Source organism: Marinomonas sp. NPDC078689 (assembly GCF_044542435.1).
Lineage (GTDB): Bacteria > Pseudomonadota > Gammaproteobacteria > Pseudomonadales > Marinomonadaceae > Marinomonas > Marinomonas arenicola.
The window spans coordinates 48027-70415 of record NZ_JBITUJ010000010.1; the positions used below are offsets into that span (position 1 = coordinate 48027).

Below are 22389 nucleotides of genomic sequence, written 5' to 3' on the forward strand. Positions count from 1 at the left end.
AATGAGCGATTCAGAACAAAAAGGACTCTCAAGGCGCCAGTTTATTAGCGCAGCAGGCAGCGCTCTGGGTGTTGCTGCCGCGGGGGCGTATGTGTTTAATCAAATGGATTTCAATAAGCCACCGATCAGCAATGATACGCCGATACCACCCAGCACCTTTTCAGTCAAACACATGGAAAGCGATGTGCTGGTCATTGGCAGTGGCATGGCAGGGTTATTTGCGGCCGTAAAAGCACACGACGCAGGCGCCAAAGTGACCATGGTGTCGAAAGGGCGACTGGGGAGCTCAGGCTTAACCCCGTTCGCCAAAGGTATTTTTAGTTACGACAAAAACACCAGCAACATGAGCATTGATCAGTTTGTTGCTAAGGTGACAGAATCTGCCATTCAAACCAATAATCCCGTGTTTACTCGCCAGCTTGCTGAGCACTCTAAAGCGCGCGTAGAAGAACTCAAAGAGTGGGGCTTCTTTGACTCTCCGCTCTACAACGAAACCTTCTCTCGTCCCATCAATGAAAGAGGCATTCCCCTGCATCAAAGGGTCATGATCACGCACCTAATCAAAGAAAATGGTCGCGTTGTGGGCGCCTCTGGTTTCAGTTTAGACAAGCCAAATTTAATCCATTTCAAAGCAAAGACAGTGATTCTGTGTTCTGGCTCTGGAGGCTTCAAACCCAGTGGTTTTCCGGTCTGTGACCTAACCCACGACGGCACAATTATGGCTTATAAAATTGGTGCAAAAGTCACCGGAAAAGAGTGGAATGACGGTCATCCAGGGTCCGCCAAGAATTCAGGCTCCAGCTACGACAACTGGCACGGTCAAATTGAAGAAAAGCCGCAAATCAATGGCGCTGAAGTACGTCATGATCTTGGAGTCGATATGAACTACCAAGCTTATAAAATAGGTCCGCCGATCACCATGGGTCCACCACCAATGGGGCCATCAGGAAATAATCCAAAACGACCAGAAATGACGCAGATAAAAGGCGGTCCTTTTGTACCATCCGCCTTTCGCCATAGAGCGGCACCACCGCCAGAACAAGAAGGCGGCATATTGGCTTTGTTTTCAGGTAAAAAACCCGGCGGAGGTCCACCACCAGGAATGGGCGGTGAACAAGTCGGTGGCTCCAGCGCTGGCATGGCCATTCATAAATCAGAAGGACTGACGCCGATTAATGAAACGGGGCTCAGTACCATTCCAGGCCTCTATGCCGCTGGCGATGCCCTCGGCTCGCATATGTCGGGAGGCATTTATGCACAAATTGGTTCCTCTCTCGCAGGCTCCGCCGTACAGGGCGCCATCGCAGGGGAAGCCGCCGCACAGGCCAGCAAAAAAATATCATCCGTCGCCATAAGCTCAAGTCGATTAAGAGACATTGAACAAGAAATTTTTGCGCCGCTAAAACGCAAGCGTGGCTACAGCCCGGCCTGGGTAACACAGGTTCTACAGGGCATCATGATCCCTAATTTTGTATTGTACATAAAGAAAGAACGTCTGCTGCAGGCGGCATTAGCGTATGTCGAAGAGCTAAAAGAACATCATGTTCCTATGTTAATTGCCAATGATTTGCATAAGTTAAGACTTGCCCACGAAACCGAGAATATGATCATCACGGCAGAGATGAAACTCAAGGCATCGATAATGAGAAAAGAAAGTCGCTGTAGCCATTATCGATTGGATTACCCAAAAATAGACGATAAAAACTGGCAGGCTTGGATTAATATCTACCAAGATGAGAAGGGTGAAATGGCGTTTGAAAAACAACCTTTTGGCACTTGGGCGAGCGCAACATAACCCTCAAAGTGCTTTGTCAGAGCCAATATCATGCGCCCTATTGTGGTACTGGCTCTGACTCAACGACAGGGATTAACGCTTAAACCAACGCCACACAAACAACATTCTCAACAAGGCGGCCGCAACATATGTCATCGCACAAGCGAATAAAATCCGCTTAACCTTAGGCAAATCTTCGTTTGGTAAATAGCCGCCTTTTTCTAAAATAGGCAATGCCTTGTTAAAGCTGGCATCCCATTCTTCTGGTAAAATAGCCACCTGCACCAAGACCGCTAAGATCCCTGACAAACCAACCACAAGCGCATGAATTGCCACCGCGTAAGGGATATGCAGCACAATCGATAACAAGGGCCAGCCAATTAATAACCCGCCCGCAAGGCGCTGTAAAAAAACCGCTTTGGGTAAATATCGCACACGCAGCCGCGCAATTTTCTCTTGTCGTTCATGGGCTATTGCGTGGCTAACTTCATGACTTGCCACCGCCACAGCGGTTAAAGATTGGCCCGAAAAAACACTCGGGCTTAAGCGTACTTTATGTTGCTGAATATCAAAGTGATCATGACCTTCTTGAGTGGTTTCAACCGTGACGTCATGCAATTCAAAACGACGAATCAAATGTTGCGCCAACTCGCCACCAGAACCGGGTAAATAATCTCGCGTACCCGAGTAGCGCTTTAAGGTAAATTTAACCCATAAATGTGGCCCACAAATAAGCGCTAAAAACAGTAAAATAGCTAAGATCCACAACATAACGCACCGTCTATTAATAACAAAAAATTGATCCATCCAGCGTAATGGCTTTGACCCTATGGGGGCCACTCCTCTACACTTTAGGCGTTTTCAAAGGAAAAAAACGAGCTATGCGAAACCCTCTAATCGGTCCCATTTTAGACATATTAAGAACACACCCAGAAGGCGTTGGTGAGTTTGAGATTCTTAAAACACTAAAACAACAGCTCCCTGAACTAAAAAATATTGCCACAGACCCCAATCTGCAATTGTTTCGGCAGCACTTTCTAATTATGAATGCGCTTTATCAACTGCAATCAAGCTTATGGCAAGAAGAATCACTGACTCTGTCGATCAGCGCCACTCACATTAGAATCCTTCCAAGTGAACAAGTTCCCCTTGCCAACAGTAAGGAGTTAAATAATAGCGTGGACGCAAAGCTCGCGGCGTATTATCTCGATTGGAACGAATATGAGAAGACCAATGAAGAGGCGGTAACGCGCTTATTAGACAGCTTTTACCAAGGCATTTATCAAACGGACGATCGTGAAGCGGCGCTTGCCACCTTACAGCTGACTCAAAAATCCCCCAGTAAAGACGAAATCAAACGCCAATATCGAAAGCTCGCACACCAAACACACCCAGATAGGGGTGGTGACACAGAGGCCTTTATTTCATTACGTCATGCCTATGAATGCCTGATGTTCTAGCCGTCAATAAGCCCATTATAAAGTGTAAATTCACCCTCTAAAGATTGCGTTGCTTCGGCGTAGCACGCAAGATAAATACTTCTTGGCAGCGACCACACAATCATTGCTGCTTATACTTTGTTTAATGAAAGAAGTTAATAGAAAGAGCGCTTATGCCACTATTTATATCGTCGAGCACCACCCCTGTAAAAAGCAAAGCAAAAAGTCTATTTACCACACTTAGCCTATTTTCATTGTTGTCGTTAACTGCGTGTAGCCAGTTTGAGGTCGATTCATCCAATGACTTTGAGAATAATGGCCTAGATAAAACAGGCATAAAACGAGACGCTCTTTATTTAAAAGAAAGCCTACCTCCGGGTTTACCTTACCCCGATCCTAACTTTCAAACCGGGCTAGACCAACAAATGGTTTACCTAAACAAGCTGCCTGAGCGAACCTACGAGTTAGAAGACACCAAAGTAAGCGTACAAGAGCTCAAACAAGTCACCAATGAAATCCAGCACTGGCTGACACAGCCCACTTACCAACCACAATTAAAGGCGCTGCAATTAGCAGGGCAAGATTACCGCGGTAACGTGCAAATCACAGGGTATTATGTGCCCGTCATACCGGTTCGCCACAAACCTGATGCCGTCTATCGCTACCCTCTTTATCGTAAGCCATTGACCCGCGACGCCAATGGCCAGTTTCCTAATCGCGAACAGATCGATTTCGAACACGCCTTACAAGGCCAAGGTCTTGAGATTGCCTACAGCGCAGACCTAGTCGACAACTTCTTTTTGCATGTGCAGGGTTCTGGCGTAGTGCAATATGAAGACGGCACGCGGGAGCTGCTATCTTGGGGTGGCGTCAACGGTTGGCCGTATCGTAGTCTAGGTAAAATCCTCATTGAAAATGGCGAAATAGCGCGCGCAGATATCTCGGCTCAAAGCATCAAACGCTGGCTAAAAGACCACCCAGATAAAGTCAGAGAAACACTTTCACAGAACCCAAGTTACTTGTTCTTCAGTGAAGGATTATCCGCACCAGTGGGCGCTGCCAATGTCCCGCTAACCCCACTTTATTCGGTAGCGGTAGACCCTAAAGTGATCCCTCTTGGCTCTATTTTGCTGGGTGAAATGCCTAAACTAGACCAACAAGGTAATCTCATTGGTCACCAGTTTCGACTCTTGCTAGCGCAAGACAAAGGTGGCGCGATAAAAGGACCAGGACACATAGATTGGTACCAAGGAATTGGCGATGAAGCCCACGTTCATGCGGGCCAACTTAAGCATTTTGGTAAAGTCTGGTTGTTATTGCCGAACAAAAAAGAGACCGATTTAACCCAATAAAAACCTTCTTTTTAGCCTATTTAAAAGGGTCATAGACGACCAATAAAAACGGCGCATTCTGCCATAAAATGCGCCGTTTTTTTACCTTGTATGCGAACAATACAATGATCCTAGAGTGAACCTATCTGGCTTCTAGCGTTTGTCCAAACTCAATAGTCACTCAATTTAAAAGAGACAGGCAAAGTAATACTCAGCTGTTTTTCCGGCATATCGTCGGAAAACTTAGGAAGAGGCACGGCCCGCTTCAGCATGGTTAGCACCGCTTTGTCTAACCGACGATAGCCGGAGCTTTTCACTATCTTCGCATCAGAGACACTGCCATTGGCATAGGCGGTGAAAGCCAGAGTCACAACGCCTTCTTCATTACGACGACGAGACGCGCGAGGGTATCGCTTATTCTGCGCCAACGCAGTAGTGAGCTGAGTAAAGTACTTGGCTTTGGCGCCAGGATTGCCGCCTGTGGTAACCGCATTCGAGCTACCAGTCGTGGCTTTTTGACTTGCTTGCGACTTGGGTCCTTGCTTCTGCGGTGTGGCACTCGCCACTTGGGTATTTTGGCTTGGCGCGTTTTCAAGCGTTGGTTTTGTTTCTGGCTGAGTCTCTACCTTTGGCGTCGGTTTGGGCGTAGGCTTAACCTTAGCGACCGGTTTCGGTTTTGGCTCAACCTTCGGCTTAGGCGTCACTTTAGGCACAACCACAGGTGAGGTTTGTTTGGCCACAACAGGGGGAGCAGGTTTTATAACGGGTTTTTTCACCGGCTCAGGTGTTGTCTCTTTAATCGGTTCTGGCTTCTTCTCGACCGGTGTTGGTTTTTTCTTTTCGACCGGCTTAGGCGGTTTTTCTTTAACCTTAGGAGGAGGATTGTCTTGCGGTTTCTTTTCCAGCGGTTTTTCTTCGGCTTTTTTCGGGGTGACGTTTTCTTGCTGCGCCAACGTCGTCTGTGCCGCTGCGCCCATGTCTCCCATCATACCAAGATCAAATTCAATGCCTTGAGCACCCGCGCCTTTACTGCCTTCAGGGGCATGATGAAACACCGCATAAAAACCCACAGCATGCATGGAAAGTGCGGCCGCACCAGCTATCAACCAATGACGCTTAGAGATCATTTCTGACCTCTTTCTAATTGCGTGGCCAAACTGACCTTGGTCAACCCAGACGCCCGAATTTCACTAAAAATAGGGCGTAAGACATCAACCGGAATAAGACCGTCTGCTTTAATTTGCACCCAGAATTTGTCTTTATTCTGTGCCTGTTCAAATTGGCTTTCTAAGGCGGGTTTTATGGCCTCAAGCGAGACCAATTTATCGTCTAAATAAATCTGTTTATTCTCACCCACAACAATCAATACATTCGGCTCTGTCGCCGCCTTGTTGTCATTAATAGAACTCGGTGGAATCACTGGAATTGGGTCGGCTTTGCGAATTTGCCCCGCGACCATAAAGAAGACCAACATAAGAAAAACCACGTTGATCAATGGCACCATACTGTCGTCGTCGGCTTTATTCTTGGCCGCAAACTTATCGGCTATTTTCATTCTTTATCCTTGCTGGAAAACGCGTTCGCAATCGACACGGTTTTCGCACCACTTTCCTTAAGACGGTCAGCCAGATTCAACACACTTTGTAGATTAACGCCATCTTCTGCGCTCACGGCAAAGGTGCCTTTTTTGTGCTCTGTGATCAGTTTTTTAAACCATGCTGCATCGGATATCGCGTAAGCACTGCCGTCTAACCACACCATTTGATCATTCTGCTTCAGTGTGAGCAGCACGATATCATTGTCTTTTGCGGCGCTTGGCGCATCCGATGCCACCGATAATGGCGTGTCTACTGTGCGCCAAGGCACAAAGCTCGAAGTCAACATAAAGAACAAAAGCAGAATAAAAACAATGTCTATTAACGGTGTCAGACTGATCGCAGTTTTGCGTTTCGGCTGACTTAAATTAAGCGGCATGCAGAACCTCTTTGGCCGCTTTAGCAACCAAACGCTCCGCTTCTTTGCAGGTAAATACTTGCGTCACCGCATCGTTCACCATATGAGAAATACGTTCCACTTTACGCTCTAACCAGCTGTGCATAGTCACCACAGGAATAGCGACCGCCAAACCGACTGCCGTCGTTAGAAGCGCTTGCCAAATACCGCCAGACAAGACTGAAGGGTCCACTTGGCTACCGGCGCCTTCCATTTGCTGAAACGCGGTAATCATCCCCAATACGGTTCCTAATAACCCAAGCAATGGGCTCAAAGAAGCGATGATTTCTAGTGGACGAAAATACGAGCGCAGTTGATTCAGCTTATTCATCGCCAGACGCTCAACTTCTTCACGGATACGATCAACTTCCATATTGCCAGACTGCAAGGAGCGAATTGAAAAGCCCACCAGCGAATCCACTGGGCGTGTTTCATCGAGTAATTCTAATGCTTGGTTTGGATTATGCTGACGCCATGCTTCCAATGCCTTATCAACGGTTTTACGACTCTCTGCACGCATCGAAGCAAACTGCCAAAGTTTCATTAAAACGATCGTCAAGGCAACAACAGAAAAGCCCATTAAGATCCATACCACAGGTCCGCCGACCTGCAAAAAATCAATAATCTGCTGCTGTACTGAATTTTCCACGTTGAGCTCCAAATAAGAGAATGACTAATAAAACAAATGGTATTCATTCTCAACTCCGTTTTCAACTAAACAATTGTGCAATGCAATGCATATTTCAACAATATCGTCTTTCAAAAGGGCTAAAGATGGCTTTTGTCTTGGCTTTTCGTTAATAACCAGGCTTTAGAAGCAAGAATGCCACTTGATACTCAGTAGCAAGTGGCATTGTTTGTGGCAGGAAATCAGCGTTCTAAAAAATACTCTAGTTATTTTCCACCATTTGTAGCGTGCGGCGGTACATATACCAAGAACAGATCCCGGCGAGTACATTACCAATCAAAACCCCCACAAAAAGGCCTTTTAGCCCTGCGATTTCCGATCCGATCCAAAGGCACGGCAAGAAAAAAGCAAACAGGCGTAAAGCAGATATAGTCAACGCGGTATACGATTTCCCTAAGGCATTCGAAATAGACACCATCAGCATACAAATACCCAGTGGCCCTAAACTAATAGGGACTATCATGAGATGCCAATGCAAAATCGTCTGAACCTGAGCCTCGCTCGTCATAAGATTCGCAAGCCCACTGGCGACCAAGAACGTCAGGATGGCAATCAACAGTTGGAACAAGAGCACAAAACGGCACGCGACCTTGACTATATAGCGAATGTCTTGGGTTCTTCCGGCGCCCAACAAGCGCCCCACAAATGGTGGCATCGACATAGTAAGGGCAAGCACCGCCACTATCGAGAAGAACTCAAACCGAGAACCTAACGCCCAAGAAGCGACAGCAGCGGTACCAAAACCTGCAATCAACTTTGTGGCCAACATAGACGACACAGGTGGCAATAATTGGCTGACCATCGCAGGCCCCATGATGTGACCTATATCCGCCAAGCTTTTGCTGATTTTTAAATCTTTCCAATCAAATGAAAGCCAATGGCGACGAGCAACCAGCGGCGCCACAATCAGCACCCCAATGCTAAATGCCAAGACAGTAGCAATGGCGGCGCCATTCAGGCCTAAGCCTAATGTAAAAATGAAAATCGGATCTAGCACCAGGTTAAGCAAGCTGGTCACTATCATCATAATACCGGGAAGCAAGGTATTACCGTTGGATCGGCAAATGCTGTAATAAAAGTAAATCACAGCGCCAACCCAAGCGCTAAGCAGCCAATACGGCCAATAACTGTCGATCACAGAGTAAACCGAATCAGGCGCACTCAATAGCGCCAATATAGGGTGACGTAATAACCAAATCAGTAGCGTGAAAAACGCCAGTCCAATACTGCCGATCATCAGAACCAAGCCGCCTAATTGCTTGGCATAACGCACTTTTTGCGCGCCTAATGCTCTAGAAATCATCGCTGTTGTCGCGATTCCCAAACCAACTTGTAAGCCAATCACAATCATCTGAATCGGCAAAGTAAAGCCTTGAGCAGCCAGCGGCAACACCCCCAATTGACCAATAAAAGCACTGTCCACTAACTGGAAGCTCATTAATGACAAGATCCCAAAGAGCATGGGCCACGTCATGGTAAAGAGTTCGCGGGCGAGAGATGGTTGAGCGGTGTTTGAAGACATAAGTTAGGTTTTTTTGAAAACTAAAGACAAATAAAGGATCCTGATTATACGTGATTTTTGTGACAAATTCGTAATATCGAGATTTGTCTATTTATAATCAAGATTCCCCTATCATATAAAGCTGCGACTATTCCGCAGATGGGTATCGCCGAGCAATAAACAGCAACACCAGACTGGTGGAAGAAAAAATCAGAAAGCCACACGCTAATGGCGTTACAGAATCATGATAAAACAGCCCCACGAGCGACGAAAACACCACGCCAATTAGGCTCGATGATGCTGACACAATGGCAGCACCCAACCCTGCGGTGCGACCAAGAGGCTCCATTGCCATCGCGTTAATATTTCCAAACAGCACCCCTTGGCAGAAAAACACCAAGATACCCAATGCCAAAAATAACCACAATGGCGGAACACCTTGATGCAATAAAGCACTCGCCAACATCACCAGCGCCGTGCCAGCCAACAAACACAAGGCCGATTTCACCAACAACGCCATTCCCAAGCGCATCACAAAACTGCCATTGGTAAAAGACGCCACCCCAGCGCCACAAGACAGTAAGGCAAAATACAAAGGAAAGTTATCACCGGTGCCGTAGATGTCTTGGAAAATGGATTGAGCAATACTCAGATACAACAAGAGCCCACTAAAGACACACCCTGTAATACCGATATAGCACATCACATCAATGCGTTTGAAAATCCCCAATGCATCGCGTATTAGGCGTGCAGGTTGAAGCGGTTGGCGTTGCGCTTTTGGCAGCGTTTCCTGTTGACGCAAAATCAGCCAGAGCGTGGCCACGGTTGCCTGTATTAAAAAGGCGACAAAGATCCAGCGCCAGCCACCCAACAACATGACTTTTTGGCCAAACCAAGGAGCGAGCATTGGCACGAAAATAAAAATCACCATGACATAGGACATGATTCTCGCCATCGCAGCGCCTTTATACAGGTCTCGAATCAGTGCCCTTGAGGCGATTTTCGGCCCAGCGACGCCAATCCCCTGTATCACGCGTCCCAATAACAAAATAGGCAAGCTTTGTGCGGTCATCGCGATCACAGTACCTAGCGCATAAACGCTGATTCCGATCAGAATGGTTTTACGGCGGCCAATCGCATCAGACAAAGGTCCAAAAATAATCTCACCAAACACCATGCCAAACACTAAGCCTGTGACTATCCATTGCGTCTGATGATAATCGGCAATATTAAAAGCGTCAGTAATGCTCGGAAAAGCCGGTAACACAGCATCCATGGTCAACGCCGTTAATGATGTCATTAGAGCAAAAAGTGCGATGAACTCTTTCTCTGGCAATCGTTTCTTAAGCGACGTTAGCGCTGATGTTTCCGAACTCGACATTCTTTCCCTCAATTCACAACAATAAAAAACGCAGTGTACGCGTCTAGATCTCTCTTTTACACTGAATTCGCCTTAACGAAGCGGCCATAAAAAGCATCCATGCCCATTCAGTACCTCAATTTTTAGACAAAAGAGCAAACGCGTCTTTCTGCATAGGAGCATGCATAAGACACTAGGCAAAAATACCTTCGCTAGGGAATGAAAAGTTCACTTACCGCCTATTTCAGGCTGTGCTTTAGGCGTGAATTTCGTATCATATTCTGCACCACAGTTGGCACGTTTTAGCGCTACGATGGCTCTCAAGAAAATTAGAAGGATTGCATGGAATTTATTTGGATATTATTTGCTTTTGTCTGCGGCCTCGCCGTTAAATTAATTAACTTACCACCACTGATTGGTTTCTTGCTGGCGGGCTTCTTATTAAATGCATTCGGTATGCAACCCAGCAACACCTTAGATTCTCTTGCTAACCTAGGCATTACCTTGATGCTGTTCTGCATTGGTCTAAAACTCCACGTCAAAGACTTATTAAAACGCGAAGTCTGGGCTTCAACACTAGGCCATATGGGAGTGTGGACTGTTTTACTGGTCGCTTTTTGCTTACTGTTAGGCAGTTTGAGTCTCCCCTTCTTCGACATACTGGATCTGAAAACCGCGGCTTTACTTGGCTTCGCCCTCAGTTTTTCCAGTACCGTTTGTATTATCAAACTGCTTGAGGAAAGCAGCGAATTAAAAACACGCCATGGACAATTAGCGCTGGGCATCTTGGTAATGCAAGACATAGTCGCGGTGATCTTCTTGGTGTTCGCCACAGGCAAAATACCCTCCCTTTGGGCGCTGGCGCTTTTTGGCTTATTACTCATTCGACCTATTCTTAATAAAATAGTCGACAAAGCTGGGCACGGTGAAATGCTGCCACTCACGGGGCTTTTTCTCGCGTTGGGTGGTTATGAGCTTTTCTACCTAGTCGGTGTGAAGGGAGATCTAGGCGCACTGGTTTTCGGTATTTTACTGGCATCCCACAGTAAAGCAGCGGAAATGAACAAAGCCTTGATGAACTTTAAAGACTTGTTTCTGATTGGCTTCTTTTTATCCATTGGTTTTACCGCGTTGCCAACCGTTAACATGCTTGTCATCAGTTTAATTATCACCTTGGCTATTCTCGCTAAGTTTGCCCTTTTCTTCGCCTTGTTCACCAAGTTGAAATTGCGCGGACGAACCTCTTTTCTGTCCTCGATTGTGCTGTCGAATTACAGCGAGTTCGGCCTAATTGTAGTGGCTCTTAGCGTGGCCAATGGCTGGCTGGCCAAAGAGTGGCTGGTAGTACTCGCGTTAGCGGTGTCTTTTTCTTTTATCATTACCAGCTTGTTGTACCGAAATGTTCATCGCTTGTACCGCAAAAACAAAGAAACCATTCGCCGTTTTGAAAGTGCAAAATGCTTACCCGAAGACGTATTTGTACAACCTGTTGATACGGAAATTTTAGTGGTCGGCTTAGGCCGTGTTGGCCGTGGGGCTTTTGAATCATTAAAGGGCTTGGTTGGCGATACCGTTGCCGGTATGGATGCAGACAGAAAGCGCATTACCCAAATGCAAGAAGACCAAGAAAATGTCTTCTACGGCGATGGCGAAGACGCCGATTTATGGGAGCGCCTAGACACCTCTAATATCCATCTGGTTTTACTGGCTTTGCCTGCGGCTGAAGACACAACCAATGTCGCCATTCAATTACGTAAGGCCAATTACACAGGCCAGATTGCGGCGATTGCTCGCTATCAAGATGAAAGAGACATCCTCATCAATAGCGGTATCGATAATGTCTTTAACTTCTATACCGAAGCCGGTACGGGGTTTGCGGAAGAGAGCTTAGCACTCATCCGTCAGGGCTAATCAAATTGTCTCTATCCTGTGGTTAACACCAAAAACGATGACATGGATGTCATCGTTTTTTTATGCCTCTTGTTTGTTAATAACGGCAACGACAGACTAGTCACCCTTCGCGATTTGAATTTGCACTCTCACCATTTCGGCCTGTGCCGTCAGCTCTGAATACAGCTTGATGTCACCGCTGCGCTGGGCTTGAATGGCTTTTTCCAGTAACTGTCCGTACTCTTTATCAAGCTTTTTCACCGGATCAGACTTTAAAAAAGAAAACATAACCACCTCTTTTATTGAAGACTTACCTAACAGTACGTCACTAACGTCATTTTGGATGATCAAAAATAATATTTGTGAACGCAGGACTCGCTTGTGCTTTGCGCTCAGTCGCGTCCTTAAGGATGTGCTGTTTTTCGCTATCCGACATGGAAGACCAAGCTAGGATTTCTTGTAATGAGCGAAAGCAGCCCAGACAGATGTCTTTTTCATTCAAACAGCATTGTCGAATACAGGGAGAAGAAACCGTCATACACACCTTCATGCTTAATGATGGACCTGTACTAAGTCTAGACTATTTTCTGTTCTTATCAGGTGTTGTTTTCAGTACCGCCTTAAAACGAAAAAACACTCATTCGAGTATCGAATGAGTGTTTTTTCGTGTGCTATATCTCCCGCCGAAAAGTCTTAACGAGAGATATAAGTTACCTTGCTAAAAGACTAACGGGAGCGGTTAAACGTCCAAGAAGTCCATAATGCCTTCGGCGGCTTTGCGGCCTTCATCAATGGCGGTTACCACCAAGTCAGAACCACGTACCATATCGCCACCAGCAAAGATTTTCTCGTTGGTGGTTTGGAACATGTACTTGCCTTTCTTAGGCGCTAGAACACGTCCTCGAGAATCGGTTTCAATGCCGAACTTCTCAAACCAAGGCGCCGGACTCGCTTGGAAACCAAACGCGACTAAAATGGCGTCCGCAGGAATGATTTGCTCACTGCCTTCTATCACTTCTGCACTACGACGGCCATTGGCATCTGGCTCACCCATTTTCGTTTCAACAACCTTGATGCCCTCTACTTTGCCATCACCGACAATTTCCACAGGCTGGCGATTAAAGAGGAACTGAACCCCTTCTTCACGCGCATTTTGAACTTCTTTGCGTGAACCAGGCATGTTTTCTTGGTCTCGACGGTAAGCACAAGAGACGCCCTTGGCACCTTGACGAATGGCCGTACGGTTACAGTCCATCGCGGTATCACCACCACCTAAGACAACCACTTGCTTGCCTTTTAGGTTGATGTAGTCGCTTTCGTCTTCTTCGAAATCTAGGCAATGGTTTACGTTAGAGATCAAGTAATCTAGCGCATCGTGGACACCCGGTAGATCTTCACCAGGGAAACCGCCTTTCATGTATTTGTACGTTCCCATGCCAAGAAACACTGCATCGTACTCTTCTAGAACATGTTCAAATGGCACATCATCGCCAACCGAGGTGCCTAATACGAACTCAACACCCATTTCTTCAAAAATCTCACGACGGCGCGTCATAACACTTTTTTCTAGTTTGAATTCTGGGATACCAAACGTCAGCAAGCCACCGATTTCTGGGTACTTATCAAACACGACAGGCTTAATGCCGTTGCGTACCAAGACATCGGCACAAGCGAGGCCAGCAGGACCCGCGCCAACAATGGCCACGGTTTTGTTGACCGGAACCACATTGCTCATATCAGGGCGCCAGCCCAAAGCAAAGGCGGTATCAGTAATGTATTTTTCAACAGAACCTATGGTCACCGCACCAAAACCCCCTTCACCCAGCGTACAAGCGCCTTCACAAAGACGATCCTGCGGACACACACGACCACAAACTTCAGGTAAAGAGTTGGTTTGATGGCTCAACTCGGCAGCTTCTAAGACACTCCCTTCACTCACCAACTTCAACCAGTTAGGAATGTAATTGTGAACTGGGCATTTCCACTCACAATAAGGGTTACCACATTCAAGGCAACGATGAGACTGCCCTTTGGCGTGCTCTTCCTCAAACGGTTTATAAATTTCGACGAACTGAGCCTTACGAGTAATTAAAGGCTTCTTCTTCGGATCTTTACGATCCACTTCGACGAATTGAAATGCATTGTTCAAGCGCTCAGTCATAAGCTGCTATCTCCTATGGCCGCTTGCAAGCAAGCGGCACTTCTCTCAAATGGGTCAAACTGATTCATTGATGGTGCCTAGCACCACATAGCAAGTTTTATTCTGGACGCTGACGAGTATTATCTAGCAACGCACCTAAGCTCGCGGCTTTTGGTTTTACTAGCCAGAATTTGCCAATGTAGTCATAGAAGTTTTCTAAGATTTCGTGGCCCCATTCGCTGTCAGTTTCTCGAACATATTCTTCAATCACACTGCGTAAATGAGAACGATATTCTTCGGTAATTTCTGTTCCTACACGCTGAATCTCAACCAGTTCATGGTTGTATTTGTCTACAAACGTACGGTCCATATCCAACACGTAAGCAAAACCACCGGTCATACCCGCGCCAAAGTTGTAGCCCGTATCACCCAGCACTGTCACCAGACCGCCTGTCATGTACTCACAGCAATGATCACCAGCGCCTTCGATAACCGCATGGGTACCAGAGTTACGCACCGCAAAACGCTCACCAGCAATACCCGCGGCAAATAACTTACCGCCGGTCGCACCATACAAACAGGTGTTACCAATGATGACAGTGTCTTGCGATTCGAAAGCCGACTGACGAGGTGGGCGAATCACCAGCTTACCGCCAGTCATGCCTTTGCCGACATAATCGTTCGCATCACCTTCTAGGTACATGTTCAAGCCGCCCACGTTCCACACACCAAAACTTTGTCCAGCCGTGCCCGTCAACTTCAAGGTTAACGGCGTATCGGACATGCCTTGGTTGCCGTAACGTTTGGCAATTTCACCAGACAAGCGCGCACCAATCGAACGATCACAGTTGGTTACTTTAAAGGCAAACTCACCACCTTCTTTTTCTTCAACGGTTGATTGCACTGTGTCCCACATTTTCAACGCTAACAAGCCTTTATCGTGTGGCGGGTTAAATGGCGCTACACAATACTGTGGTTTGTCGGCTGGGATGGCATCGTTCAATAAGATAGGCGATAAATCCAAACCTTGTTGCTTCTCTGTTTCACCAGGCAAGATGGTTAATAGATCCGTACGGCCGATTAAGTCTTGCAGACGAGCAACACCTAATTTCGCCAACCATAAGCGCGTGTCTTGAGCCATAAAACGGAAGAAGTTTTTGATCATTTCTACCGTGCCGATGAAGTGCTCATCACGCAACATTTGGTCTTGTGTTGCCACGCCTGTTGCACAGTTGTTTAGGTGACAAATTCGTAAGAACTTACACCCCATAGCAATCATAGGTGTGGTACCAAAGCCAAAGCTTTCTGCACCAAGAATCGCCGCTTTCACAACGTCTAGGCCCGTTTTTAAGCCGCCGTCTGTTTGCAGACGAATTTTGCCACGAAGGTCGTTAGAACGTAGCGCTTGCTGCGCTTCCGCCAAACCAAGCTCCCAAGGAGAACCTGCATGACGAATAGACGTCAATGGTGATGCTGCCGTACCGCCATCGTAACCAGAAATAGTAATCAAGTCCGCGTAGGCTTTCGCCACACCCGCAGCAATCGTACCCACACCAGGTTCAGACACCAATTTCACAGAAACCAGAGCATCAGGGTTCACTTGTTTCAAATCAAAGATCAGCTGAGCCAAATCTTCAATCGAATAAATATCGTGGTGCGGTGGCGGTGAAATCAATGTCACACCCGGTACCGCGTAACGCAAACGCGCAATCAACCCGTTTACTTTACCGCCAGGTAGCTGACCACCTTCACCTGGTTTCGCACCTTGCGCTACCTTGATCTGTAGCACTTCAGCGTTCACTAGGTATTCTGCTGTCACACCAAAACGGCCTGACGCAATTTGCTTGATCTTAGAACGACGTTCAGTGCCATGACGCGCTGGGTCTTCACCACCTTCACCTGAGTTAGAGCGACAGCCTAATTCGTTCATCGCTTGCGCAAGTGATTCGTGCGCCTCTGGAGACAAGGCCCCAAGCGACATACCGGCAGAATCAAAGCGAGGTAGAATCTCTTCTAGTGACTCAACATCGTCGATAGGAATCGCTTTGGCTTTATCTGACAAAGTAAACAAGTCACGCAACATTGACGCTGGGCGGTTATTTACCAACTCAGTGTAAGCGGTGAAATCTTCAAAACGACCACTGCCTACCGCAGTTTGCAGATTGCGCACCACGTCTGGGTTAAAAGCGTGATATTCCGCATCATGGACGTATTTAAGATAGCCGCCCTGCTGAATAGGTTTACGCAGTTTCCAAGCATTGTTGGCGACCGTCACTTGCTCGCGCTGGAAATCTTCAAAACGCGCGCCTTTAATGCGGCTTGGTACGCCTTTGAAACAAAGGTCCACCACTTTAGTGTCCAAACCAACCGCTTCGAATAATTGCGCGCCGCGGTAAGAAGCAATGGTAGAAATCCCCATTTTAGACAGGATTTTCATCATGCCTTTGTTAATGCCTTTACGGTATTTAACGTGACAAGCAATTGGGTCACCCAACACTTCGCCTTTATCCACCATGTCATTGATCAAACGGTAAGATAAGTACGGATACACCGCCGTAGCACCAAAACCTAACAAGACCGCAAACTGGTGAGGATCACGCGCAAAGCCAGTGTCTGCAATGATGTTCGAATCACAACGCAAACCGACAGCGGTTAGATGGTGATGCACCGCACCGACCGCCATTGGCGCCGGAATAGGCAAATAGCCTTTTTCGATATCACGATCGGTTAACACCACAATCACAGCACCATTACGAACGACTTCTTCAGCACTGATGCATAGGTTTTTAATCGATTGCTCTAAAGAGACTTCATCTGGGTTGTAGTTGGTGTTCAAACGAACCAAGCGGAAACGATGGTCATTCAAGGCCAATAATCGGCTGTATTTGCGTGGTGACAACACAGGCGAGGACAAAATGATTCGATTCGCATGCTTCGGCGTTTCTTCAAACAAATTACGCTCAACACCGATGCAGGTTTCTAACGACATCACCACAGATTCACGTAATGGATCGATAGGTGGATTCGTTACCTGAGCGAATTTTTGACGGAAATAATCCGTCACTGGACGAGTTTGACTCGACATCACGGCCATTGGCGTATCATCGCCCATAGAGCCTACGGCTTCATGACCGCTCTCTGCCAACGGACGGAAAATCTGTTCACGCTCTTCAAAAGACACTTGGAACATCTTCTGATACGTCAGCATTTCTTCTGCGGTAAAAGGTTCGAACTCAAGAGACGATTCTTCTAATAATGACTCAATGCGAATGGCTTCTTGCTTCAACCATTTTTTGTATGGGTGCGCCGCTTTCAATCGATTGTCGATGTCATTGGTATGCAGTACTTGGCCGGTTTGAGTATCAACCACAAGCATTTGACCAGGACCTACACGTCCTTTCGATACCACATCTTCTGGCTTGTAATCATAGGTGCCAATTTCGGATGCCAAGGTAATGAATCCGTTTTTGGTGATCACCCAGCGAGACGGACGCAGACCATTACGATCCAGCATACAAATCGCATGGCGACCATCGGTCATCACAAGACCCGCTGGGCCATCCCAAGGATCCATGTGCATTGAGTTGTACTGGTAGAAAGCACGTAACTCAGGATCCATGTTCTCAACGTTTTGCCACGCCGGTGGAATAATCAAACGTGCCGCACGGAAAATATCCACGCCGCCCGTCACCAAGACTTCTAGCATGTTGTCCATGGAAGACGAGTCAGAACCCGTTAAGTTAACCAATGGCTGCAAGTCTTGCAGTTCTGGGATCAATGGTGAACGCAGTTTACTACCACGCGCCAACGCCCAATTACGGTTGCCTTCAATGGTGTTGATTTCACCATTGTGCGCCAACATACGGAACGGTTGCGCCAACGGCCATTTCGGCAAGGTGTTAGTAGAAAAACGTTGGTGGAAAACACAGATCGCCGTTTGTAGCGCTTCGTTGCCAAGATCTTTGTAAAACACAGGAAGATCAGCAGGCATCATTAAGCCTTTGTAAGACAAAACCTTGTCAGACAAAGAACAAATGTAGAAATTTTCGAAATGTGATAATTCGATTTCAGTTTGACGACGAGCAACAAACAGACGCGTTGAGAAAGTACGGGCGTCCATACGGTTACTATCAACAAACACTTGCTCGATACGCGGTAAACATTCTTCTGCAATGCGACCAAGACAAGAAGCGTCCATTGGCACTTCACGCCAACCAACGACATTAAGACCTTGTTCTTGTAACTGCTTCGTCAAGACGCCACGCTGCTCTGCAGCGGATGTTTCATCTTGATCCAAAAAGACCATGCCGATGCCATAAAGGTCGGACAGTGTGTGACTAAATAAAGATTCGGCTTCGCCGCGTAGAAAGGTATCCGGCTTTTGAATAAGAAGACCACAGCCATCGCCAGTTTTGCCATCGGCAGCGATGCCTCCACGGTGTGTCATACATGTCAAAGACTCAATGGCTGTTTTCAATAACTCATGGCTTGCATTGCCTTCCATGTGCGCAATTAAGCCAAAGCCACAGTTGTCTTTGAATTCGCCAGGACGATAAAGACCTGCATTCATACACCAACTCCCACAGTTGAAACGTAAAGATATCAAATAGATCAGAAAATACTTTCTTGGTGATCAGGCTCGTAGAAAGTCGATCAATTGACTTTGAGAATGATTATTATCTGCCTTGTCAACCACCAAAAAGGAAAATGATCTTACCTCGCAGCGTGCGACTACTCAAATCAAGCTAACTGGTTTTACCGTCATTTCGAGGGTTTTTCACGTGGGGTTCAGTGCAATTAAAGGCTTCTAGGAGAATTATCTATGGTTGTGGATTTTCCAAACAGAAAATTCCACTGTGGATCTGTGTATTTCAGAGATAAATGGTTTTTTTATAAGAAAATGTCTTTTTTTGAAAAGAAATTAGTAGTGAAATCGTAAAAAACAGACTTCATACGTGATTTAAAAGCAAAAAAAGCGAGTAAAAACAGTGCATACGTCTGTTTCCAGTGGATTATTCTAGTTTTTGGATGTCTTGCTGAATGCTACGAGCACTGCGCGCCCAAGGGTTCAAATTCTTCAAATCTCTAGGCAAAGATTCCACTGCCGCAATGGCTTCGCTGCGATTTCGATACATACCGTACACCACAACATACCAATCTCGCCCTTTGTGTTTTGACTTAAAGTAGCTAAACACACTGATGCTGCCCTGAGATTTAATGAAGTCTTTCACCGTATCCAGATTATAAGTACCGAGTAGCTGCAAGGTATAACGACTTGGGCTTTGCGACAACCACCACTGTGTTTTATCAAATGGGTCGGCGGCTGGCGTTTTTTCAGTGACAGTCTGTTCCTTCTCAACCGGCATAGGCTGTAACACAACTTGAGGTCTGTCTTGGCTGAGGTTGGGGGTAATATCAACTGGCGTATCTTGGCGGATAGGCGCAACCGGAGCGGCTGAAATAGCCGGCTTCACAGGGGCGATTGATGGCGCAAGAGTAGCGTCTTCTGTGTCGGTAGGAATAGGCGGCAAGCCAAGACTCGGTTCTGAACCTATTTTACGTTGCATGGCATCAATTCTCGCAATGGTAGCGGAAGAAGATTGCCCTGCTCGTACTTCGGTTTTAGGACTCAAAGGAATGACATTACTGGTGCGATCAGCCACTTGGCGCTCTGACTCATCTGGGTCGCTGAATAAAACCGCGATCAAAATACCCAGCATGACAAAACACAGCAGCGCCATATGAACCAATGGAAAGCCCAACGCCAAATTGAAACGGCGACCAGGCTTAGCGCCTTTTGCGCCATTGCCCATCATCGACTGCGCAATCTTATTAATGGCACCAGGGTAACCGCCTGACTCTTGATAGATCTGTTTAATCTGCTTGTCATTAAATGGCAGATTAATGCTCCCACCCACCGTCCGAACACGATGCAATAAATAGGCTTTGGTTTGTTCTAGTGAATAAGGTGCAATGGTCAGCGTATGGCTAAGTTGCTCATAACGAGAACCTTGATAAGAATCGAGATTGCGTGACAATGGAAATTCTGTAAACAAGGCAACATGAGGAACGGATTGATTTTCGGTCGCCAGCGACATCATGTCTAACAACATGCTGACCGCATCGGTATTCAACTCTTGCGCATTATCAATCAAGATTAATGCTTTTTGGCCTTGCGCCTCTAAATCATGAGAGAATTTCAGCAAAGGCCCAAACGTCGCTTCGTTCGGCGGCTCTCTTAACTGTGTTGAAAAACCACTGTAAATGGCCTGCAGCAATTGCCCAGCCGTCATCAGCATACTGGCTTTTACTTGGCTAATAATTGTCGAATCGTCTTGATGACGAGCAAACTCCATCATAAACCGACTTTTGCCGCTGCCTTGTGGGCCTTGTATGACGGACAATAAATTACTGTAACGACTTAAATGCTCAAGCAGAGCCAGTTGCTGGTTACCTTCTTCTGAGGCAAAGTAAGCAGACATGTCTTTCGAGCCGAATGGGTCCCTCAGCGTCGCTTTAGGCGGCTGATTCAGTGCGCTTTCTAAGTCAAACTGAAAATTCGGTTCTGACATACTGGCCCTTTAAGACGACAGAGATCTAATTAAGAGGTTACTTGCTTACTCGCTTCCAATGCATCGGTAATACAGTCATCAAAATCGCTCATTGAAAAGTCTGACGTAACAATGGCATCGCCAAGAGCATCGAGCAGCACTAAACGCAAACTACCATCAAGCACCTTTTTGTCTAAGATCATCAAATCTTTAAACACACTTAATGTCATCACCGCTGGCGGTAAAGTAGGTAGTTTAGCTGCACGGAATAACGCCACGCTGCGATTCACATCTTGCTCAGAAATATTCCCTAAGCGCCACGACAAATCAACAGCCAGCACACACCCTGCTGCGACGGCTTCACCATGCAACCAATTACCATATCCCATGTGGGTTTCAATGGCATGACCAAAAGTATGGCCTAGGTTCAAAATGGCTCGAATGCCGCCTTCTCGTTCATCTTGTGCCACGACATTTGCCTTAGCCAAACATGAACGATAAATTGCATCGCTGATTTTATCATTATCCAACGCCATTAAAGCGTCAATTTCTTGCTCTAACCAATCAAAAAATGAAGCATCGCAAATTAATCCATACTTGATGACTTCTGCCATGCCAGCGGACAATTCTTTTTCTGGCAAGGTTAATAGTGATTGCGTATCTATGATGACGGCTTGAGGTTGATAAAACGCGCCTATCATGTTTTTACCCAGCGGATGATTCACGCCGGTTTTACCACCAACAGAAGAATCCACTTGGGACAATAATGTCGTCGGCACTTGAATAAAAGGTACGCCACGCTGATACGTCGCCGCCGCATAGCCCGCCATGTCACCCACCACTCCGCCACCTAAGGCAATAATCGTGGTAGTACGGTTATGCTTAGCTTCAAGTAGCGCGGTAATAATCTGGCCATAGGTATCCAGTGTTTTAAACGCTTCGCCATCAGGTAAAATGCAGGTGGCGACTTGATATGACTCGCTCAGCATCAACACCATGGCATCCAGATACAAGGGAGCCACTGTGTCATTGGTAACAATCATGACTTGTTTGCCATGAATTGCTTGATCAAAAAGATCCTTCTGTTGACGAATTCCGCTGCCTATATAAATAGGGTAGCTTCTCTCTCCTAACTCAACCGTTAACGTTCGCATTCTGTGCCTTGTTTTCTGATTTTAAATGACGTTTGATGGCCTCTAAAGCCTTATTAGCCACTGACTTAGGGTGCCGTGAATCGGTCTCAACAACCAAGGTAGCCACTTCGCGATAGAGCGGGTCACGAACCTTAAAAAGCGCGTTCAATGTCGCTTTCGGATCGCTCGTCTGTAATAACGGTCGGTGGTTGCTTTTCGAGGTACGATGTAACTGTTGCGACACGGAAGCATAAAGGTAAACAACAAGCGCATCACTGTTACTCAGCAACTCGCGATTTTCTTCACGCATCACAATACCACCGCCCGTCGCAAGAACAACGCAGTCTTGGTTATGTAACATGCACTCTAAGGCGTGAGTCTCTCGTTTACGAAAGCCATCTTCACCTTCTTTTTCGAAAATCCAAGGAATATCAGCCCCGGCATTTTCTTCTATGATTCGGTCTGAATCATAGAATTCTCTGCCCAATGAGTGTGAAAGCAAGCGACCTATTGTCGTTTTTCCAGCACCCATCGGGCCCACTAAAATTATATTGGGAGCTTTTATCATTGTATTCAATTACATCGGAATT

18 protein-coding genes are annotated in these 22389 nt (G+C 46.6%); 4 read left to right on the plus strand and 14 right to left on the minus strand.

What is annotated here, in order from left to right:
* Position 1 precedes the first annotated feature (1 nt).
* Positions 2-1795: an FAD-binding protein gene (locus ACIGBN_RS15150; RefSeq protein ID WP_396666377.1), complete on the plus strand. Its 1794-nt coding sequence runs from the start codon at positions 2-4 to the stop codon at positions 1793-1795.
* Positions 1796-1867: 72 nt separating this feature from the next.
* Here the strand turns inward: ACIGBN_RS15150 and ACIGBN_RS15155 are convergent, their stop codons facing one another.
* Positions 1868-2545: a zinc metallopeptidase gene (locus ACIGBN_RS15155; protein WP_133004313.1), complete on the minus strand. Its 678-nt coding sequence runs from the start codon at positions 2543-2545 to the stop codon at positions 1868-1870.
* Positions 2546-2655: 110 nt separating this feature from the next.
* On the opposite strand from ACIGBN_RS15155, the gene ACIGBN_RS15160 reads away from it, so the two are divergent.
* Positions 2656-3234, plus strand: coding sequence for a DNA-J related domain-containing protein (locus ACIGBN_RS15160; RefSeq protein ID WP_133004312.1), 579 nt, complete (start codon positions 2656-2658; stop codon positions 3232-3234).
* Positions 3235-3386: 152 nt separating this feature from the next.
* Entirely contained in the window at positions 3387-4565 is a 1179-nt protein-coding gene (mltA, locus tag ACIGBN_RS15165) for a murein transglycosylase A (protein WP_396666378.1), read from the plus strand.
* Between the two features lie 149 nt (positions 4566-4714).
* On the opposite strand, the gene ACIGBN_RS15170 is transcribed toward mltA, so the two are convergent.
* The 6 genes from ACIGBN_RS15170 to ACIGBN_RS15195 form a co-directional block, all read right to left on the minus strand.
* Positions 4715-5671 (minus strand): TonB family protein, encoded by a 957-nt coding sequence (locus ACIGBN_RS15170; RefSeq protein WP_396666379.1) that lies wholly within the window; start codon positions 5669-5671, stop codon positions 4715-4717.
* Complete coding sequence (locus ACIGBN_RS15175) at positions 5668-6099, minus strand: biopolymer transporter ExbD (RefSeq protein WP_133004309.1); 432 nt, start codon at positions 6097-6099, stop codon at positions 5668-5670. The genes ACIGBN_RS15170 and ACIGBN_RS15175 overlap by 4 nt, the downstream gene beginning before the upstream one ends.
* Complete coding sequence (locus ACIGBN_RS15180; protein WP_396666382.1) at positions 6096-6518, minus strand: ExbD/TolR family protein; 423 nt, start codon at positions 6516-6518, stop codon at positions 6096-6098. Before ACIGBN_RS15180 ends, ACIGBN_RS15175 begins: the two co-directional genes overlap by 4 nt.
* Complete coding sequence (locus ACIGBN_RS15185) at positions 6508-7185, minus strand: MotA/TolQ/ExbB proton channel family protein (protein ID WP_207923427.1); 678 nt, start codon at positions 7183-7185, stop codon at positions 6508-6510. Before ACIGBN_RS15185 ends, ACIGBN_RS15180 begins: the two co-directional genes overlap by 11 nt.
* Before the next feature lie 241 nt (positions 7186-7426).
* Positions 7427-8746, minus strand: a complete 1320-nt coding sequence (locus ACIGBN_RS15190; RefSeq protein WP_133004307.1) for an MATE family efflux transporter — start codon at positions 8744-8746, stop codon at positions 7427-7429.
* Between the two features lie 127 nt (positions 8747-8873).
* On the minus strand, positions 8874-10106 hold the full coding sequence (locus tag ACIGBN_RS15195) for a multidrug effflux MFS transporter (RefSeq protein WP_133004306.1): 1233 nt from the start codon (positions 10104-10106) through the stop codon (positions 8874-8876).
* 321 nt (positions 10107-10427) lie between these two features.
* On the opposite strand from ACIGBN_RS15195, the gene ACIGBN_RS15200 reads away from it, so the two are divergent.
* The gene (locus ACIGBN_RS15200) at positions 10428-11996 is read left to right on the plus strand and encodes a cation:proton antiporter family protein (protein WP_133004305.1); all 1569 of its coding nucleotides are present in this window, start codon (positions 10428-10430) and stop codon (positions 11994-11996) included.
* Between the two features lie 96 nt (positions 11997-12092).
* Here ACIGBN_RS15200 and ACIGBN_RS15205 read toward each other — a convergent pair whose 3' ends face one another.
* From ACIGBN_RS15205 to ACIGBN_RS15235, 7 genes are all read right to left on the minus strand, one after another.
* The gene (locus ACIGBN_RS15205; protein WP_396666385.1) at positions 12093-12263 is read right to left on the minus strand and encodes a DUF6435 family protein; all 171 of its coding nucleotides are present in this window, start codon (positions 12261-12263) and stop codon (positions 12093-12095) included.
* 46 nt (positions 12264-12309) lie between these two features.
* Positions 12310-12513, minus strand: a complete 204-nt coding sequence (locus ACIGBN_RS15210) for a DUF1289 domain-containing protein (RefSeq protein WP_243712058.1) — start codon at positions 12511-12513, stop codon at positions 12310-12312.
* A gap of 201 nt (positions 12514-12714) precedes the next feature.
* Complete coding sequence (locus ACIGBN_RS15215) at positions 12715-14136, minus strand: FAD-dependent oxidoreductase (RefSeq protein WP_396666387.1); 1422 nt, start codon at positions 14134-14136, stop codon at positions 12715-12717.
* Between the two features lie 97 nt (positions 14137-14233).
* The gene (gene gltB, locus ACIGBN_RS15220) at positions 14234-18685 is read right to left on the minus strand and encodes a glutamate synthase large subunit (RefSeq protein WP_133004301.1); all 4452 of its coding nucleotides are present in this window, start codon (positions 18683-18685) and stop codon (positions 14234-14236) included.
* 442 nt (positions 18686-19127) lie between these two features.
* On the minus strand, positions 19128-20687 hold the full coding sequence (locus ACIGBN_RS15225; RefSeq protein WP_133004300.1) for an SPOR domain-containing protein: 1560 nt from the start codon (positions 20685-20687) through the stop codon (positions 19128-19130).
* Between the two features lie 29 nt (positions 20688-20716).
* Positions 20717-21820: a 3-dehydroquinate synthase gene (gene aroB, locus ACIGBN_RS15230; RefSeq protein WP_396666390.1), complete on the minus strand. Its 1104-nt coding sequence runs from the start codon at positions 21818-21820 to the stop codon at positions 20717-20719.
* Positions 21801-22367, minus strand: coding sequence for a shikimate kinase (locus ACIGBN_RS15235; protein ID WP_341565273.1), 567 nt, complete (start codon positions 22365-22367; stop codon positions 21801-21803). Before ACIGBN_RS15235 ends, aroB begins: the two co-directional genes overlap by 20 nt.
* Between the last annotated feature and the right edge of the window lie 22 nt (positions 22368-22389).